Origin of the sequence: Streptomyces sp. WELS2, assembly GCF_013870595.1 — a bacterium.
Classification (GTDB): domain Bacteria; phylum Actinomycetota; class Actinomycetes; order Streptomycetales; family Streptomycetaceae; genus Streptomyces.
Genome location: NZ_JACBWZ010000677.1, coordinates 1 through 3,456, shown reverse-complemented (window position 1 = coordinate 3,456; position 3,456 = coordinate 1). Strand labels below are relative to the sequence as shown.

The 3,456-nt window shown below is 72.5% G+C and carries 4 protein-coding genes; 2 read left to right on the top strand and 2 right to left on the bottom strand.

The genetic code is table 11. The features are described 5' to 3' along the window. Positions 1–166: 166 nt before the first annotated feature. Positions 167–1,078, bottom strand: coding sequence for a LysR family transcriptional regulator (locus tag H5J33_RS27965; protein ID WP_220212809.1), 912 nt, complete (start codon positions 1,076–1,078; stop codon positions 167–169). A gap of 147 nt (positions 1,079–1,225) precedes the next feature. Here H5J33_RS27965 and H5J33_RS27960 point away from each other — a divergent pair, with 147 nt between their 5' ends. Further along, complete coding sequence (locus H5J33_RS27960) at positions 1,226–2,065, top strand: alpha/beta fold hydrolase (RefSeq protein WP_181797616.1); 840 nt, start codon at positions 1,226–1,228, stop codon at positions 2,063–2,065. A 40-nt stretch (positions 2,066–2,105) separates the two neighbouring features. On the opposite strand, the gene H5J33_RS27955 is transcribed toward H5J33_RS27960, so the two are convergent. Next, the gene (locus H5J33_RS27955; protein WP_181797615.1) at positions 2,106–2,504 is read right to left on the bottom strand and encodes a nuclear transport factor 2 family protein; all 399 of its coding nucleotides are present in this window, start codon (positions 2,502–2,504) and stop codon (positions 2,106–2,108) included. A gap of 147 nt (positions 2,505–2,651) precedes the next feature. On the opposite strand from H5J33_RS27955, the gene H5J33_RS38450 reads away from it, so the two are divergent. Further along, positions 2,652–3,200, top strand: a complete 549-nt coding sequence (locus tag H5J33_RS38450; protein ID WP_309485506.1) for a TetR/AcrR family transcriptional regulator — start codon at positions 2,652–2,654, stop codon at positions 3,198–3,200. Positions 3,201–3,456: the final 256 nt, after the last annotated feature.

Below are 3,456 nucleotides of genomic sequence, written 5' to 3'. Positions count from 1 at the left end.
AGCGCGTCGAGGCCGAACAAGGCGTCGAGGCCGTCGTCGCCGGGATCTGCGGAGGGGTACGTCATGCGCGTCTGCCGAACAGTAGGAGAGGGGCCGTAGGGCCGTAGGCGGAGGAGGGCCGATGTCCACTGTAGGCGTTTCGTCCGGGGCCGCCGGATGATCCTCTCTACACCGGGGCCGGCCGGGTCGGTCCCGGTTCCGCGTGTTCCCATACCAGTCGCCGGAACGCCCGCGCCGCCGGGGAAAGGCCCCCCGCCGCAGAGCCTGCGGGGGAGAAGGCCAGCGCCAGCGTCCGGTGCAGGCGAGGGTGCAGTGGCCGGGCCACGACGGCGCTCTCGGTGTTCTGCCACATCCCCCGGCCGAGCGTCGGCGCGATGCTGACGCCGAGTCCGCTGCCCACCATCGTGGCGATCGCCGACAGCTCGGCCGCCTCGAACGCGATGTCCAGTTCGACCCCCGCTTGCCGGGCCGCGTCCCGGATCACGGGGCGGCAGCCGCCGGTGGAGAGGATGAACGGCTCCTTCGCGAGGGCGGGCACCGGTACGGCCGGAGCGTCCGCCAGGGGATGGCCCGCCGGCAGCAGGGCCACCATCTCGTCCGCGCCCAGTTCCACCACGTCCAGTCCCGGGGCCGGCAGCGTCACCATCCCGGCCTCGACGGCCCCCCGGTCCAGCCAGGCCCGTACGTCCCGGTCGAAGCCCTCCAGCAGCCGGACCCGCACCCTCGGGTGGCGGTCGGTGAACTCCGCGATCCGGGGCGCCAGCAGGGCACTGGTCGCGGTCGGCAGCGAGGCCAGCCGCAGTTCGCCCGTCACCTCGCCGGTGGCCGCCGCCACTTCGGTGCGCACCAGGTCGAAGTGGCGCACCGCCTCGCGCGCGTGCGTGACCGCGCGCCGACCGGCTTCGGTCAGCCGGACGCCGTCGCGGCCCCGGACGACCAGCCGGGCCCCGAGCTCGCTCTCCAGGGAGGCGACCGCACGGCTGACCGCGGGCTGGGAGATCCCCATCCGTTCCGCCGCCGCGGTGAAGCCGCCGTGGTCCGCCACGGCCAGCAGGACGCGTAGTTGTGAGAGACGCATCACACTTCCCCAGAGCTGTCGGCCGGTCACCAGCGATCATGCCGGGACGGGCATGCGCGCATACCGCCGCCATTATTTGCCCGCCGGTACGCCATGGCAGAAGGGTGTCCACATCCCACCCCGACCGATCGTCTCAGGAGTCCCGCCATGACCACCGCGCCAGCCGCAGTCCGCCGCGCCGCCGTCGAGGTCGACGGCCTGCCCGCCTCCTACCTGACCGCCGGCGGCGAAGGCGCCCCGGCCGTCCTCCTCCTGCACGGCACCTACTGGAGCCGTGTCTGGCTGCCGGTGCTCGGGGACCTGGCCGCCGCCGGCCTGCGGCCGATCGCCGTCGACCTGCCCGGTCTGGGACGCTCGGCCGGGGAGCTGACGGTGGAGACCGCCGCGGTCCCGTCCCTGGCCTCCTGGGTCGCGCGGTTCGCCGACGCCCTCGGGCTGCCCGGGCCGCTGCGGGTGGCGGGGCACGACATCGGGGGCGCCATCGCCCAGCACCTGCTCGTGGGCGAGGACGCGGAGGCCGGGCGGATGGCACTGGTGAACTCGGTGAGTTACGACTCCTGGCCGGTCCCGGCCGTGGCCCGGTTCCGCGATCCGGCCGTACGGGCGGCCGTCACCCCGCAGGAGCTGCTGGCCTCGCGCCGGACCGCCCTCACGGCCGCGCTGGGCCGCCCGGCCGGGGAGGCCGAGATCGCCGAGTACCTTCAGCCGTGGACCGACGCCCGCACCGTCCGCTCGTGGCTGTGCCTGGCCGCCGCCGCGGACCACCGGCACACCCTGTCCGTGCTCCCGGCCCTCGGGGCGTCGACCGCACCGAAGCTGCTGGTGTGGGGCGAGGAGGACCGGTTCCAGCCGATCGCCCACGCCGAGCGGTTCGCCACGGAGATCCCGCGCACCACTCTGGTCCGGATACCCGGCGCGGGCCACATCCCGATGGAGAACGACGCCCCCGCCGTGGCCCGCGCCCTGGCCCGGTTCTTCCTCGGCTGAGCCGCTCGGCGGCCCGGCGTGGAGACGGAGAACGGCGCTGTCAGACGAAGAAGGCGTTCATGCCGGGCACGTCCGAGAGGTAGGTCTCGATGCTCGCGATCCGGCCGCCGCGCAGACGGCAGACGGTGGACAGGTGTTCGTCCAGCCGGACATCGCCCCGTTGGGCGGTGTTGTGCAGGGACAGCGCCATGTTCTCCCGGCTGACCAGGATGTGCAGCAGCCGGAAGTCGAGACCGTACGAAGCGATCTTGCGGGCGCGTTCCACGACCGCGTCGGCGCCCACGGCCGTACCGGAGATGGTGTTGTCGCCGGGCAGCGTCCAGGTGGCGTCGTCGGTGAGCAGGGACCGGATGCCGTCCCAGTCGCCGGCCGTGAGAAAGGCGTGGAACCGCGTGCCGAGCTGGTGCGCGGCCTGGTACGGGTCCTCGTGCGGGGGCATGGTTCCTCCACGGAAGAGTGACTAAAGCACTGATCTTTGCGTTAGCCAGCCTAAGCATCTCTCTGGCTAAAGCACAACTCTTTGCTTTAAGATGCGCGGGTGTCCGTCGAAAGCAAAGACAGCCGCCCCGGAGGCAGGAGTGCCCGGGTGCGTGCCGCCGTCCACCGCGCGGTGGTGGAACTCGTCCACGAAGTCGGCGCCGACAAGGTGACGATCCCCGCGGTGGCGCGCCGTGCCGGCGTCAACCCCAGCTCCGTCTACCGCCGTTGGGGTACGGCCTCCGCCCTCCTCGCGGACGTGGCCGACCGGCGTCAGGACGAGGAGGCGCCCGAGCTGCTCGGTGATCTCCGCGAGGACCTGGAGCGGGTGGCGGTCTGGACGCTCGCGGACCTGTCCCGGCCGGGCGGTGTGGCGTTCTTCCGCGCGGAAGTGGCGCCGGACGTGGACGAACGCCGGGCCGGCCTGCGCGCCTGCCTGGAGCGGGTCGGTGCCCGCTTCCGGGCGCCGCTGGACGCCGCCGCCGAGCGCGGCGAGACGGCACCCGCGCTGGAGCGCGTGCTCGACCGGGTGGTCGCCCCCCTCTACTTCCGCGTCGTGTTCTCGGTCCCGGGAACGGACGAACAGTACGCGCGAGACCTGGTCGCCGAGCTGTTGCACCCCGGCCGGGAGGCTCCGGGCGACCGTGGCCGCCGCTGACCTCGGGTTTCGATGGTCGAAGTATCGGACGTGCGCGATCTGTTGACACCTTTCGGGTGCTTCCTATCATCGAACCTTGTCCGTTACCACGATCAACATCCGAAATACCGAACCAAGTCATTGTCATGCGCATGACCTACAGGTCGATTTTCCGGTGGTGGGACGCCACCGGCCCCCAACCCCCAGGAGACCGCTCATGTCTGTGACACCGGCCCGCCTCCGGCGGGCCAGGCCGTTCGCCCTGCTGGCCCTCGTG